General features: G+C 40.3%; 12 protein-coding genes and 1 riboswitch. Of the genes, 3 read left to right on the plus strand and 9 right to left on the minus strand.

Going from position 1 to position 14,090, the window contains the following annotated elements; translation table 11 throughout:
- The first annotated feature begins 43 nt into the window (after positions 1–43).
- Positions 44–1,495, plus strand: coding sequence for an amino acid permease (locus tag AC3ISB_RS26000; protein WP_377409794.1), 1,452 nt, complete (start codon positions 44–46; stop codon positions 1,493–1,495).
- Positions 1,496–1,534: 39 nt separating this feature from the next.
- Here AC3ISB_RS26000 and AC3ISB_RS26005 read toward each other — a convergent pair whose 3' ends face one another.
- The 7 genes from AC3ISB_RS26005 to AC3ISB_RS26035 all read right to left on the minus strand — a co-directional run bounded on the left by AC3ISB_RS26005 (position 1,535) and on the right by AC3ISB_RS26035 (position 8,634).
- Positions 1,535–3,214 carry a glycoside hydrolase family 13 protein gene (locus tag AC3ISB_RS26005; protein ID WP_489274952.1) on the minus strand — a complete coding sequence of 560 codons (1,680 nt, stop codon included), beginning with the start codon at positions 3,212–3,214 and terminating at the stop codon, positions 1,535–1,537.
- Between the two features lie 85 nt (positions 3,215–3,299).
- Positions 3,300–4,379, minus strand: coding sequence for a Ger(x)C family spore germination protein (locus AC3ISB_RS26010; RefSeq protein WP_489274954.1), 1,080 nt, complete (start codon positions 4,377–4,379; stop codon positions 3,300–3,302).
- Positions 4,376–5,476, minus strand: a complete 1,101-nt coding sequence (locus tag AC3ISB_RS26015; RefSeq protein ID WP_141992856.1) for a GerAB/ArcD/ProY family transporter — start codon at positions 5,474–5,476, stop codon at positions 4,376–4,378. Before AC3ISB_RS26015 ends, AC3ISB_RS26010 begins: the two co-directional genes overlap by 4 nt.
- A gap of 23 nt (positions 5,477–5,499) precedes the next feature.
- Positions 5,500–6,981, minus strand: coding sequence for a spore germination protein (locus tag AC3ISB_RS26020; protein WP_489274956.1), 1,482 nt, complete (start codon positions 6,979–6,981; stop codon positions 5,500–5,502).
- 189 nt (positions 6,982–7,170) lie between these two features.
- Positions 7,171–7,743, minus strand: coding sequence for a YhcN/YlaJ family sporulation lipoprotein (locus tag AC3ISB_RS26025; protein ID WP_489274958.1), 573 nt, complete (start codon positions 7,741–7,743; stop codon positions 7,171–7,173).
- A gap of 54 nt (positions 7,744–7,797) precedes the next feature.
- Positions 7,798–8,118, minus strand: coding sequence for a quaternary ammonium compound efflux SMR transporter SugE (sugE, locus tag AC3ISB_RS26030; RefSeq protein ID WP_098371657.1), 321 nt, complete (start codon positions 8,116–8,118; stop codon positions 7,798–7,800).
- Positions 8,119–8,165: 47 nt separating this feature from the next.
- A riboswitch (guanidine-I (ykkC/yxkD leader) is annotated at positions 8,166–8,264 on the minus strand.
- Positions 8,265–8,304: 40 nt separating this feature from the next.
- Positions 8,305–8,634, minus strand: a complete 330-nt coding sequence (locus AC3ISB_RS26035) for a DUF948 domain-containing protein (protein ID WP_098371506.1) — start codon at positions 8,632–8,634, stop codon at positions 8,305–8,307.
- A gap of 118 nt (positions 8,635–8,752) precedes the next feature.
- Here AC3ISB_RS26035 and AC3ISB_RS26040 point away from each other — a divergent pair, with 118 nt between their 5' ends.
- Both AC3ISB_RS26040 and AC3ISB_RS26045 read left to right on the plus strand, forming a co-directional pair.
- Positions 8,753–8,932, plus strand: a complete 180-nt coding sequence (locus AC3ISB_RS26040; RefSeq protein WP_034310080.1) for a hypothetical protein — start codon at positions 8,753–8,755, stop codon at positions 8,930–8,932.
- Between the two features lie 485 nt (positions 8,933–9,417).
- Positions 9,418–10,038 (plus strand): RraA family protein, encoded by a 621-nt coding sequence (locus tag AC3ISB_RS26045; RefSeq protein WP_098371507.1) that lies wholly within the window; start codon positions 9,418–9,420, stop codon positions 10,036–10,038.
- 60 nt (positions 10,039–10,098) lie between these two features.
- Here the strand turns inward: AC3ISB_RS26045 and ltaS are convergent, their stop codons facing one another.
- Both ltaS and AC3ISB_RS26055 read right to left on the minus strand, forming a co-directional pair.
- Positions 10,099–12,069, minus strand: a complete 1,971-nt coding sequence (gene ltaS, locus AC3ISB_RS26050) for a lipoteichoic acid synthase (protein WP_144527589.1) — start codon at positions 12,067–12,069, stop codon at positions 10,099–10,101.
- 1,068 nt (positions 12,070–13,137) lie between these two features.
- A complete protein-coding gene (locus tag AC3ISB_RS26055) occupies positions 13,138–14,082 on the minus strand; it encodes a siderophore ABC transporter substrate-binding protein (protein ID WP_489277031.1) in 945 nt (314 codons plus the stop codon).
- Positions 14,083–14,090: the final 8 nt, after the last annotated feature.

Consider the following 14,090-nt stretch of genomic DNA (forward strand, 5'->3'; position numbering starts at 1 on the left):
TTTATTTTTCGTTCCCTTCCAATAAAAAGGAGTGTAACATCAATTGTCAAATTCACAATCACCATCAAGCCCTACTGAACTGAAAAGGAGCCTGAAAGCGCGTCATTTAATGATGATTTCATTAGGTGGAACGATTGGAACAGGTTTATTTTTAGCAAGTGGCGGGGCCATTCATTCAGCCGGTCCCGGCGGTGCTTTGGTGGCATACGCGGTCATCGGCATCATGGTTTATTACTTAATGACAAGTCTTGCAGAAATGGCAGCGTTCATGCCAGTGGCCGGTTCGTTCCGTGTCTATGCATCCAAATTCGTCGATCCGTCTTTCGGTTTTGCGATTGGTTGGAACTACTGGTATAACTGGGCAATCACCATTGCCGCTGAATTGGCTGCCGTTGTCTTAATTATGAAGTTCTGGTTCCCGGATAGCCCTTCATTTATCTGGAGTGCCATTGCGTTAATCACTATGTTTCTTATCAATTACATGTCAGTTAAAGGTTTCGGGGAAACAGAGTTCTGGTTTGCCATGATCAAAGTCGTGACAGTCATCATTTTCTTGATCACGGGTGTTCTGATCATTCTCGGAATCATGGGTGGGAAAGACCCAATTGGTTTTTCCAATTTCACAATGGGCGAAGGTCCCTTTAACGGAGGGTTCTTCACGATCCTGGGCGTATTCATGGCTGCCGGCTTTTCATTCCAAGGAACGGAATTGCTTGGAGTGACTGCTGGTGAAAGTGAGGATCCAGAAAAAAATATCCCAAAAGCGATCAGATCCGTTTTCTGGCGCATCATCTTATTCTATATCCTTGCCATTTTTGTAATTGGAATGATCATTCCGTTTACCGATTCACGTTTATTGAGTGAAGATGTTGCCGTAAGTCCATTCACGCTTGTATTTGAACGGGCCGGCCTTGCATTTGCTGCATCCATCATGAACGCGATCATTCTATCATCCGTACTCTCTGCCGGTAACTCTGGCATGTACGCTTCAACCCGTATGCTATGGGACTTGGCACGTGATGGGAAAGCACCGAAATTCCTAGGCAAGTTAGATAAAAGAGGAGTACCCGTGAATGCACTTATCGTGACTTCTTTAGTAGGCTGCGTTGCATTCTTAGCTTCATTTTTCGGTGATGGCGTCGTTTATATCTGGTTATTGAACGCTTCAGGCATGGCGGGATTCGTCACCTGGGTCGGGATTGCGATTGCCCATTATCGGTTCCGCAAAGCTTACGCAGCTCAAGGCCTTGATATGAATGATTTACCATTCCGGGCAAAAGGCTTCCCATTCGGGCCTATATTCGCACTTGTCCTTTGTATTATCATTATCATCGGACAAGGCTATCAAGCTTTCAGCAGCGATGGGATCGACTGGAATTCAATGTTTGTTTCCTACATTGGCTTAATTTTATTTTTCGTCCTATGGTTCGGCTATAAAATCAAGCATAAAACGAAAATCATTCCCCTAGAGGAATGTGACCTTAAATCAAAATAATACACAAAGGACCTGTTCTAAGGAGAACAGGTCCTTTTTTCATTTCAAATGATAAACACGGCATTCATATGGACGCAGAGGTTTGCTGGAGATTCCTACTTCCTCCTGATCATAATTGCCGATCAGCCTAGTGGCTGAATATGCTTGCAGTTCTTCAGGCAAAGTATAGGAGGCCTGCTCTTCTCTAAAGTTGCATAGAACCAAAAGCCTTTCTTCTTCAAACGATCTCGTGTAGGCAAATATTCGTTCATCATCCGGCCATAGCAGTTCAAAACGGCCATAAACGACTACTTCATGTTTCTTGCGTAATTGGATAAGCTTTTTATAAAAATGAAAAATGGAATTCTGATCATTATAGGCTTTTTCTGCATTAATCTCGGGGAAATTGGGATTAACCTTAATCCAAGGCGTCCCTTTCGTGAATCCTGCGTTCCGGGAGTCATTCCACTGAATCGGTGTCCTCGCATTATCCCTGCTGCGGGCGTGGATGGCTGACATCATCCGCTCTTTTGACCAGCCATGTGAATTGACGAGTTCGTCATATGAATTCAATGTTTCGATATCCCGGTAATCATCGATGCTTTCAAATGCAACATTGGTCATGCCCAGCTCTTCTCCTTGATATATATAGGGTGTCCCTTGAAGCATATGAAGGCAAGCTGCAAGCATCTTTGCGCTTTCAATACGATACTTTCCATCATTACCAAACCTTGAGACAATCCGGGGCTGATCATGGTTGTTCCAGTATAAACTGTTCCAGCCATCCCCCTCCAAACCAGTCTGCCACTTGGAAAGAATTCGCTTTAAATCGGTAAGCTTCCACTTATCATTACTCCATTTCCCTGCTGGTCCGCTCCCCAAATCCATATGTTCGAATTGAAAGACCATATGTAGCTCACCACGATCTTTACCTGTGAACAATTGCGCCTCCTCCGGTGTGACGCCTGGCATCTCCCCAACCGTAATCACGTCATGTCCAGAAAGTGTCCGTTGATTGATTTCCTGCAAAAACTCATGTATGCGCGGGCCATTCAGGAAAAAGGGGCTTCCATCGCCATGCTGTTTCTCATGATGAACGGCTCCATCTGAATAGCTTTGATCTTTCGAAAGGAAGTTGATGACATCCATCCGGAAGCCATCGACACCCTTATCCAGCCACCAAGTCATGATGCTGTAGATCTCTTCACGGAGCTTAGGGTTCTCCCAGTTTAAATCCGGTTGTTTCCTGCTGAATAAATGTAAATAATATTCATCGGTTCCCTCATCATATTCCCATGCTGAACCTTTAAAAATGGACTCCCAATTATTCGGTTCTTTTCCATTCCTGCCAGGTTTCCAAATATAATAATCACGTTTCGGATTATCTTTTGAAGATCGTGATTCCTTGAACCACGGATGTTCATCTGAAGAATGGTTGACCACCAGGTCCATCATGACCTTCATTCCACGTTCATGAACCGCCTTCAACAACCTATCGAAATCGGCCATGGTCCCGAATTCAGTCATGATTGATTTATAATCACTGATATCGTACCCATTGTCATCATTGGGAGATTGATAAACAGGGGATAACCATATCACGTTCACACCCAGCTCTTGTAAATAATCGAGTTTCATCAAGATCCCGTTTATATCCCCTATCCCATCTCCATCACTATCCATAAAACTCCTTGGATACACTTGATACACAACTGCCTCTTTCCACCATGCTTTGTCCATGCCTTTCCCCCTCTTTAGCCGCATTGATATAATCATTACACCAATACCCCTATTATAAAGGGGGAAACTTCAGAATATTCTACTTTTATTCAGCTATTCCCGTTTGAATCATTTCAATATCAAGATCCACCTCGATTGGAATATAGGGATATGCCTTCTCCCAATGCCTCTGATCGAAATTTCTTGTTTTACTTTTAGCGTGATCACCGATTGCAATCGGATCGATATGGTTCTCCTGAAACATAGTCACCATCTCATTTAATTTTTTCCCAATGACACGCTCGGCCCTGGCCTCTATTTTATTCAGGTCGACCGCTTTACCCAAGTCATAGCCTTGGACCTCCAGCAGACTCGCTTTTAATTTCACTTCAATCCTGACCTTGGGATCTTGGTTTGCATCCGAAATATGATAATGGACACGTGACTCCACGTTATTAATATCTGTAAAGTCATTTTCCTTCCATTTAATTTCATAACTCCCCATCTTAAAGTTTTCAGTAAGGACTTTAAATAAAAATCCGTCCTCATAAGGAATATATTTACCAATATAACGATCCTTTTTAAACAAGGCGATCCCTTTTACCCGTATATGATCCCCTGCCGTTTCCAATAAGGGCAAGACCGGGTCGATTCCTTTACCATGACACGCATATAAATACCTATGCAAATCTACATCAGGCAAATTAGTCCTAATATTCTGTTCGATCAGCTCTTTCACTTGAACCCCTGGAGTTTTGATCAACTTCGGCTCCATTTTAACTACATCCTCCGCTTTGCCATGAACGACCGCTAAATACAAATTCCTTCCCACCATCGGGTCACGCCTATATGTATCGACATAATCATTCAACCCCATACCTGCCAATTCTGAACCATAGAGAATGACTGTCAGTCTCCCGCCGGCAATCGGGAATGGTGTTTTTGCATTTTCCTTCTGGCGGGCTGCCTTTATATCATGGGAGATCGCTTCATATACTTCTTTACCTAGATCTGCTTCCTCCCCAGGCTTAGGAACGCTGACAACTACCGTACCTTTGATTTTTTTGTCTTCGGCATCATAACCTACGACTTCAGCAATTAAAATATCTTCTAATATTTGCTTTTCCACGCCGCAAGCCGTCATCAAGAAACCTGCCAATGTTATCAGGAGAAGTCGGATTTTCATGATTTATGCCCCCTGACTTTATAGACGATCGACTGCCATATGAATAAGAGAGGAAGATACAAATAAATGATATAAAAACCTATTTGCGAACTGATCGTGTTAAACTTATCGATTCTATAGCGATTATCCACAAAAATGCAGGATATTAAGATGATAAGCAGAATGAAAACTACCATCCTTTTCTGTCTAAATCCAAATACTCTTTTCGCTGTTCTGCTTGCTGCCCAAACTCCTATGCAAACATTCGGCAGCACCATGAACAGCCAAACGGAAATCCCTATGTATTCAAACCTTTCAATGAATGGAAGATCCACAATTTTCCATAACGTCAAAGTTGCCCAAATTACATCTTTTAGCTGATCTTGATGATAGTAGGCTAATGAAACAATTATGGATACTAAATATGTCGCCGTAGTAAACAACGCCCCTAAGTGGGCCCACTTTTGGGATTTTTCACGGTTTTTAATGAAAGGGTAATAAATGAGGAGTAATTCAAAACCAAGGTAATTCAGGGTCATTCTCTTACAGGCCTTCATGATTTCCAAAAAGGAATGATCAAGAAAAGGACCTAAATTTTCGAAGTGGGCGTACTTCAATGGGAAATAATTCAATAGGAATAATGGAGATCCGATAATAAGCCCGATTATGCAAAAACCGGTAATGACCCTGAAACCTCCCTCCACAAAACTATACACGAGAATAAGAATGATGGTTATTAGCATCAGGACATTGACACCAGGGAACATCCAAACCTGAATGACTTCTAAATAAGTCCTGATAAGAATGATGGAGATCATTATAAAGTAGAGGATGAATAAAATATTGAAAGCATTTCCGACCCATTTACCAAACAAATCTTTGTGGATGGCGACCAAGTCAAGTGTTTGGGGCCCCCTGCCTAAAAGCTTGAAACACATCCAAAGCAGAACATTTATGATCAACCCTGATATGAGGACCGCTATCCATGCGTCTTGGCCAGCCTCTTTCACTATGATCCGTTCAAACCCCAATATCCCTACTCCAATCTGCATGCCGGGCATGAGGAAAAAAACAAAAAATGGAGATATTTGTTTAGTTTCATTTGGTTTGACTTCCATACCTTCTCACCGCTTTCTATGCCTTATTCATCAATATCGCTAGGGGGGTTTGGAGTTTCCTCCTCCTTCCTTATCCTTAGCGGATTTTCCGTCCGCAGAAATTGCGGGCGTTTTTTCTGCTTTGAAAAAGGGAGGCGAATCAGACTATCTTTAAAGTCATGAATTCTTAACGGGTAAAGCGGGTCTAAATAGGGACTGCCAAGCGAAGTCAATTTCAATAAATGACTTAATATGAATGCACTGCATAAAGCTATTCCAAACAAACCGTATAACTGGGCTGCAATTAGAAAAGGGAAGCGGATAAGGCGGATGGTATTACTGATTTGGTAAATCGGCACTGTAAATGAAGCCAAGGCAGCCAAAGCGACAAGCATCAACAAGACATTACTGACAAATCCCGCTTGCACAGCGGCTGTACCGATGACTATACCGCCAACAATGCCGATGGTGGAGCCAACCTTAGCTGGCAGCCTGACCGCTGCTTCCCTCAGCAATTCGATTGTCCCTTCCAGCACAATCGCTTCCAATATCGGCGGAAAAGGAATCACACCCCTGGATGATATTAAGATGGGCAGCAAATCTGTTGGAATCACTTGATAATGATACGTTAAAACGGCAACATACAGAGGTGATGATAAAACGGAAAACAGCACTGCGAAAAGCCGAATCAAACGGAATGAGGTGCCAAGATTCCAAATTTGAAAATAATCTTCAAATGAGGAAAAGAACGAAATGATGGTATTGGGACCAACTAATGCATGAGGAGATCCATCCAGCATGATCCCTATTTTCCCTTCCGATAATACACTGGCCAGATGATCAGGCCGCTCCGTATCAATCAGTTGCGGAAACATCGAATTCCGATTATCCGTGATCATCTGGCTTACAAACGAAATATCGACGATCGTATCATATTCTATATCTTCAATTCTCTGCATGACTGTCTTAATGATCTGTTGATTTACTATCCCATCTATGTATAGTACCGCTAACCTTGTTTGCGAGATGCTCCCGACCCGAAATTCCTTGGACTGCAATTTTGGAGTGGGCAGCCTGTTACGGATCAGATTCAAATTCGAATCAAGCGATTCAACAAAGGCCTCCTTGGACCCAACGACCGTATACTCCGACTCAGGTGTGGAAATTTGCCTTTTCACACTATGAACACATGGAATCAATAAACACATTTCATCATCTTTCTTGTATTGAATCATGACCGATCCGGCCAATACCAACCTTTGAATATCTTTTATATCAGCAGTCAATTGCATATCTTCCATTGGAATATCGCTTTTTAATTGCTTAAGATCCTGCTTTGGATGATTCAATATGGCAGCAAGTACTTGTTCATGGAGCTGTTGTGCACTTACCAGTGAATTGAAGTAGGAGATGATATAGCCATCATCATCCGGGAATTGGAAGGTAAGAAAATCATTAGATGCTTTAAACTTTTTAAGGAGTTCCTGAAAATCCTTGGAAGTAACCTGAAAGGATGCTGCATCCATTTCCCTCCTGTCCTTAAAAAACCTCACCATTCCACCCCCATTGCCTTTCCAAAATTTTTTAGTTCACTCGATTATTGTAACCACCCTATTTAAAGTTAGTCATGATTCACCTAAATCCTTAAAATAGGAAAAGACCTATCCGGAATTCACCGGATAAGTCCTTTCGTCTTAATTCATTACCGTTACCAATTACCTTGGGCTTGGAAAAATCCGTGTTACAAGTTCACGGAACTCTTCAGCGAATCCTGCAACGGGTTTTCCATTCTGAATATCATTCGCATACCCTTTCATTCTTTGAACAAAGTCCGGGTTTGTCGACACATAAACTTGGTCTACCGATGGATCGGCTCCCCTTACTGCATCAGCAATCCTTTCTTTAAGGTCATTGGAGATATCCTTATCTCCGCCGTCTTTCAATACTGCCGCTACATAGGCATTATTTTCAGTAACGATGACACTTGCGTTACTTACTTCCTTCAAGCCTTCGACTCGATTTGAGATATCCTTGGAGACCCTCATATCATTTATTCCATTACCGTTATCATTATTGTTATTAATATCATTATTGTTATTAATATCATTATTGTTATTAATATCATTAACATTTTGCCTTGTGTCACTTACTCTCATCGGATTATCTAAATTATCTTGATGGGTACGATTCAGGCCAAGATTTTCACTGGCACCTTCTTTATCATTAGGAGAACAACCTGTAATCACTAATGCCATCATCGCACTTGATACTATCGCTTTATAATTCATTTTCTTCACTCCTCTAATATCGTTTAACATTACTATTTACGAGGAGTGAAGAGATTATTCAGAAGAAGTGACCTTCAAGCCGATAATCCCCACCAAAATTAAACCGACGAATACCAAACGCATCGCATCCTTAGGCTCGTTAAATACGATGATGCCAACCAGAACAGCCCCCAGAGCCCCTATTCCAGTCCAAATTGCATACGCTGTTCCCATAGGCAGGGTTTTTATCGCCGATGATAAAAAATAAAAACTAATGACCATACCGGCAATCGTTATGATAGAAGGCAATAATTTCGTAAAACCCTCAGTATACTTTAAACTTGTCGCCCATACCACTTCAAATAATCCGGCAATCACCAATTGAATCCAAGCCATCTTTTTCCCTCCAATTACAGAAAAAGCCCGAAAGGTCATAAATCATAACCTCCCGGGCTTTTTTCCCTCCGTGTACGCAGATTCCTGCGCGTTTCTCTTGGACCATTCCGGTAAAATCCAACCGAGGAACCCTAGAAACTTATTATTTCCATACTATATCATGTACATTTTAAATCGGTCAAACACTTATGCATCGCTTCTGTTTCTAAGCTTCCACTTGTCACCTTTTATTGAAAACCAAATATTTTTAAAGGGTTCAGGTATTTCTTTAGCCGCATCAACCGTATATTGTACGGCCTCTTTTTTATATTGAACATCTTCAGTGATTTCTTGCTGTGTCATGGCGAGTTGGTCCGTCTCCGATTTAATCTGGTCCGTTTTGGCCTGGATGCGTGTAACGGTTTCAGTCACATTTTCAATTGTCGGTTTGGAATCCTTAAATGTTTTAAAAGCAAAAAACGCTAAATAGATAATCGATCCGATAAAGAGGGCAAGACTAATATATACAATGATCACCTAGATTCCTCCTTTTATTTCACCTTTACTATACCCGTAATAATTGGGCAGAAAACGAATCCCCATGTATTTTCTTTTATGCCTGGTCATATTATTGATAGAAAAAGGAGGAATGAAAATGAATCAAATGCCTCTGCTTAAAGCCTGTTTTAAAGCTGGAATACACTTCATTAGACATATGACCATACAGCAGGCTGCAACTATTGCAGGAATCATTTTTTTAATCATTCATCCAGAAGTTTTCAGCCCCCTTTGGCTTACATTGGCAACCTCCGTCTTGATTCTGCTCCTGCTTTGAAGATTATTAGTGACCTCCCGCACACTGGTTCACTAACACCCCCATCCAAATCAGGAAAACACCGAGGATATGCAACAACATTCTTCTCTTGATCTTAGAAGAATGTTCATGCACGGATCAAACTGCCATGGAGACTCGAACATTAATAGGACCCCTTCTATGCTTACTATCATATGAAGTACTACGGTGGAAATCACTATTTCCATTAACACCTTATATCCACTCTTCTGAAATTATCGCATTGAATTAAAAATGTGCACACTTGGATTTCAAACTCTTCATAATGATGAACTATTAAAGTTTAATCAATCGATTGATTAAAAAGGAATTTGACTTGAACCCCCTTGTGACAGCAGAACTTCCCTCCCCTTCATATATTGATTACACTACATTTACCATTTTATCAAACGGAAAACTATTAGAAAATTACAAAATTTGTGTATAATTAGGCTATATTCATTAACTCTTAAGGAGGAATCATAATCATGGATACTCTCATTCAACAGTTCAGGAATTTGCCCACCACGGCGATTTCTGATGCAATGGAAGGGTTGAGCAATCTGGCATCAGCGATTAAACCCTTAAAGGAAGAATTTCATATGGCCGGACGAGCTTTGACTGTACAGATGCCCGTTGGTGATAATTCAGCCGTGTTAAAAGCAATCGGACAAGCAAGGCCTGGGGATATAATAGTCGTTGACAGCAAAGGTGATACATACCGGGCTATAGCAGGAGACTTCGTTGTCGGCATGATGCAGACCATGGAAATTGGCGGCCTCGTAGTAGATGGAGTCATTCGCGATCTTGAAGCCATTAAAGAGATGAATTTCCCTGTCTTCAGCAAAGGGACAACGGTTGCCTCAAGCGGCAAGGCAGGTGTAGGAGAAACCAATATCCCCATTTCCTGTGGGGGCGTCACAGTTTTTCCAGGGGACATTATCATAGGGGACATAGATGGAGTCGTGGTCGTGCCACAAGCCATGGGTGAAGAAATCCTTACCAAAGCAAAGGATAAAATCATGAAAGATGAACAGCGTGCTGAAAAATATGCAGGGAAGCCTGATGAAATAAGAAAGTATATTGCCATGATGACCAATAAAGCATGATCTAACGCATAAAAAAACAGGCAGGAAGCGATGGCTTCCTGCCTGTTCTTTTCATTAGCCTTATTTATCGGTCTTGTCTTCCTTTGAACCTTCTTCATCATATGTGTAATCATAATCAGTAGGGTCTATCGGTTTAAAACCATTTGGAGTATAGAAACGGAGTAAGTCACCGTTCACTACTTGGTCGGATAAATTGAGCATCGTTTCAGCTCTCTTTTTATAATTGAGGATGTCATCATTTTCCTCGACCAATTCCCCTGTTTTAGTATCGTAGTATTTACCTTTAATGGAAGTGACATCTGGTGTGACAAAATCACCATTCCTGAAAGGTACTACTTCATTATGATCTTTTGACAATAAATCGGAACCGAATTGTACATAATCTTTAGATTCGATTCCTAACAGATGCAATAAAGTCGGGAGAAGGTCGATCTGTCCTCCGTATTGGTGCATTTCCCCGCCTTCAACTCCTGGAACATGGATCAATAATGGTACACGTTGCAATTGGGCATTCTCAAATGCTCCAACATCCTTGCCAAGCACTTTTGACATGGCTTCTTTATGGTTTTCGGAAATACCATAGTGATCACCATACATAACGATTACCGAGTTATCATATAGACCAGATTCCTTCAGATAATCGAAAAACTCTTTAAGCGCCTCATCGGCATAGCGTGCAGTCTGGAAGTAATTATCAACCGAAGCATCGCCTGTAGTTTGTTTACCGATTGTTGCTTTTTCCTGGTCCATCGCATATGGGAAATGATGAGATACTGTTATGAATTTTGTATAGAAAGGCTGTTTAAGCGTTTCTAACATAGGAATCGATTCTTTAAAGAAAGGCTTATCCATTAATCCATAACTTAGTACTTCCTCTTTATTTTCCATATTATAATGGTTTGCATCGAAGAACTGATTAAAACCAAGAGACTTATACATATTGTCCCGGTTCCAGAAAGATTTGTAATTACCATGGAACACAGCAGATGTGTATCCTTGTTGTCCTAAAATCGCTGGTGCTGCTTGATACGTATTTTGGGATCTGTTTGTGAATGCTGCCCCCTGTGGTAAACCGAACAGGGAATTTTCAAGCATGAATTCTGCATCAGCCGTTTTACCTTGGCCTACTTGATGGAAGAAATTATCAAAGTGCATGAAATCTGATTTATCATGTGCAAGTGAGTTTAGAAATGGCGTTACTTCTTCCCCATTCAATTTATAATCGATCAAGAAATTCTGCATGGATTCCAAATGCAGGTAGATGACATTCTTACCTTTGGCTGCACCAAAATATTCAGGGTTCGGTTCAGCGCTTGTTGCCTTCGTATAGTTGACGACTTCAGCGATATCGGTGCTGTTTGCAGTCGCACGCTGAGCGTATGTTTTAGTATTCTGAACGGCATCATAAACCGTATAGTTGAACATGCCCAAATATTTGACGATATAGTTCCGGTCGAATGTTCTTGATAATAATTGCGGGCGATCCTTTTCAGCAAGTCCCAAATTGATTGCGAAAATTGCAAGTCCCGCTAGGTAAACCATTCCAACTGTACGGCGTTTGACTTTGAAGTCTTCCACTTTAAAGTCTTTGAATCTGTACAACACGATCAAAAGGACCGTATCAAGGAAATAAAATACATCATGGGGTTTAAATAATTCTAAAATACTCGGTCCCAAATCCCCGGCATTATTTTGCACTTGTGTCAAGGTTGGTAATGTAATGAAATCGGTAAATGAACGGTAGTATACTATATTGCAGAATAGCCATAAGGACATCAATAAGTTCAACCGAATAATCCATTTAAACGATTTTTTACCTTTCGCCAGTAATGCCAAGCCAAAGAATAAAATGGCTGAACTAATTGGGTTTATGAACAGTAAGAACTGTTGCAGGCCATTCTCAATACCTAAGTTAAATTCAACTCGATATCCAATATAAGTTTTTATCCAAAACAAGACTACTGCAATAAAGAAAAAGCCTAGTATGTTATCTGCAAATAAATGCCGGCTTTTTTTTAGAAAATTATTCATGCTTTCACCTCTATTAATCTAGTGGTTTATTTATATAAATTTTTACAAACTTACAAAAGACGGAAAATCGGAAACCCTATAATAGCATTCTTTCACTTGGATAGTCAAGATTGTGAAAACCACCTTTTGTCACATCCATAACTCTTATATCCAGAACACTTCTTTAGCTTATGAACAAGCCTTTGAAAAAATAACAGAGTTTCGCCCGTCTTGAATGTTCAGCGCACCTATAACAAATATATAGGAACTCCATGTCTTAATCCAATAAATATCACCGTAACTTTTTGGGGTGACTGCGGGTGACAGTCACTAATTAGTTTCACGTCCTTCAGGCTTTTACCATTATAAACGAAGCTTTATAAAAAAACCAGTACATTACAAAATATGTAAAGATATAAATCTTCAATTATTTAAAGCTATAGATATATCCAGGATTTCTTTCCCGATAATTCGACAGTTAAAAATGGATAGCCGGTTACATGGATGCATCTCTCCTCCTCACTTTTGATACCCCATCCAAAATCCGTGCCTGCAAAAGTTTGACCCGTTTATCATTGCGTCCTGCCACCCTAAAATCCCATAAACTAACAAATGGATTTCGCGTAATATCGACATCATTCCCCTCCGGCATATTTAATTAGCTTTTTTCAAATAATTTTCCTGTAAGTGATGATTATATTGTGTTTATATTTTTACTTTCCAGGATTATTTTTATCATCCATAAAAGATTCAATTTACCAAAGTTCACTTAAATTACAATTTTAAAACCCCTCCTTGAACCGGAAAGGAGCAAATGACATTATAATAGGAAGAAACTGAATTTTTCCATATTGGCTGAAGGGTTATTTTCTTACGATAGCAGCCCATATGACCATAGCAGCGGTAACAGGTTTGAATATAGGTCTTGTCTTTTCCATTCGCCTTAATGGGGGTTGTGGCGCCTTATAAGCTTACCTGTGTTTTGCAAGTCATCTTTTCGTCCCCTTTGTTAGTATATTTGTTTCATCCAGCTTTATTATAAAAAATAAAAATCCTGCCCTCGATCGAGGACAGGATTCCTTATTTATATTACTTAATGCCTTCTGAAATTTCTTTAACCATAGCGTCAACAGATTCTAAACCGCCGCCTGATAAGTACCAGTAGTTAGGGTCTAGATAAATGATGTTACCTTCTTTAAATGCTTTTGTATTTTTCACAATGTCATTTTCAACAGTTTCTTTCGCTCTAGCTCCATCACCGGCAACCGCATCTCTATCTACAACGAATAGGTAATCAGGATTCTTTTCAGCGATGTATTCGAAAGAAATAATTTGACCATGTGTCGATACTTCCAATTTATCATCTACTGCAGGTACTCCGAATACATCATGGATGATTCCAAATCTTGAATCAGGTCCGTAAGCACTTACTTTTCCACCGCTTGAAAGAACGATTAAACCAGTTTTGTCAGTTGGGGCTTTTTCTTTTAAAGCATTAATGTTTTCTTCAACACTTGCCAATTCTTTAGCTGCTTCGTCTTTTTTATCGAAGATTTTACCTAAAAGTGTTACGTTTTCTTCAAAGGATTCCATATACTTTGTTGTATCTACACCCACAAAAACAGTAGGGGCAATTTTGCTTAATTCTTCATATGCTTCAGATTGACGGCCAGAAATAAGGATTAAATCAGGAGCAATTTCGTTGATTTTTTCGAAGTCAGGCTCTTTTAATCCGCCGGCATTTTCAGTTGTACCTTTATATTTAGAAAGGTATTTTGGAAGGCCATCATGAGGAACAGCTGCCACTTCAACACCCAATTTATCAAGAGTATCAAGTGCACCCATATCGAATACAACGACTTTTTCAGGGTTTGTTTTTACTTTCGTTTCTCCTAGTTGGTGCTTAACTGTAATTTCTTCGCTTTTAGCATTTTCTTTTTTCGCGCTTGATTCTTCTTTTTCCTTATCTGATCCACAAGCTGCAGCCACTACAGCCAGCATTGCAACCAAAAGCAGTAAAGATAATTTCTTAATCATTATGG

The sequence above is a fragment of the Peribacillus sp. GL_122 genome (genome assembly GCF_057835005.1).

Bases quoted from the DNA above. Each gene is read 5' to 3' on its own strand.
- AC3ISB_RS26025 (WP_489274958.1), bottom strand. From the start codon at position 7,743: ATGAATTATAAAGCGATAGTATCAAGTGCGATGATGGCATTAGTGATT.
- sugE (WP_098371657.1), bottom strand. From the start codon at position 8,118: ATGGCTTGGATTCAATTGGTGATTGCCGGATTATTTGAAGTGGTATGG.
- AC3ISB_RS26005 (WP_489274952.1), bottom strand. From the start codon at position 3,214: ATGGACAAAGCATGGTGGAAAGAGGCAGTTGTGTATCAAGTGTATCCA.
- AC3ISB_RS26040 (WP_034310080.1), top strand. From the start codon at position 8,753: ATGAATCAAATGCCTCTGCTTAAAGCCTGTTTTAAAGCTGGAATACAC.
- AC3ISB_RS26010 (WP_489274954.1), bottom strand. From the start codon at position 4,379: ATGAAAATCCGACTTCTCCTGATAACATTGGCAGGTTTCTTGATGACG.
- ltaS (WP_144527589.1), bottom strand. From the start codon at position 12,069: ATGAATAATTTTCTAAAAAAAAGCCGGCATTTATTTGCAGATAACATA.
- AC3ISB_RS26020 (WP_489274956.1), bottom strand. From the start codon at position 6,981: ATGGATGCAGCATCCTTTCAGGTTACTTCCAAGGATTTTCAGGAACTC.
- AC3ISB_RS26045 (WP_098371507.1), top strand. From the start codon at position 9,418: ATGGATACTCTCATTCAACAGTTCAGGAATTTGCCCACCACGGCGATT.
- AC3ISB_RS26015 (WP_141992856.1), bottom strand. From the start codon at position 5,476: ATGGAAGTCAAACCAAATGAAACTAAACAAATATCTCCATTTTTTGTT.